Below are 272 nucleotides of genomic sequence, written 5' to 3' on the forward strand. Positions count from 1 at the left end.
AGACCAGGACGTTGATAGGCTGGGTGTGGAAGTGCAGTAATGCATTAAGCTAACCAGTACTAATTGCCCGTACGGCTTGTCCCTATAACCTTAGCAGGTACAGAGGATAAGACGGTACAACGTTGTGTGTGTGTTGATACGACATTCATTACCCCAATCTTTGCTTCTTCCAGATTCAGGCTTTGTCGCTCCATTGAGGACAAACGCCAGTACAAGTTATGCCTGATGACCATAGCAAGTTGGTCCCACCCCTTCCCATCCCGAACAGGACC

At 48.5% G+C, this 272-nt stretch carries 1 rRNA gene; it reads left to right on the forward strand.

Annotated features, from left to right (window positions below):
• Window positions 1-84 (forward strand): 23S ribosomal RNA (locus MRBLMS1_RS18875); the annotation flags it as partial.
• Window positions 85-272 lie beyond the last annotated feature (188 nt).

This window comes from Massilia sp. LMS1-1-1.1 (assembly GCF_040815535.1).
GTDB lineage: Bacteria > Pseudomonadota > Gammaproteobacteria > Burkholderiales > Burkholderiaceae_D > Janthinobacterium > Janthinobacterium aestuarii.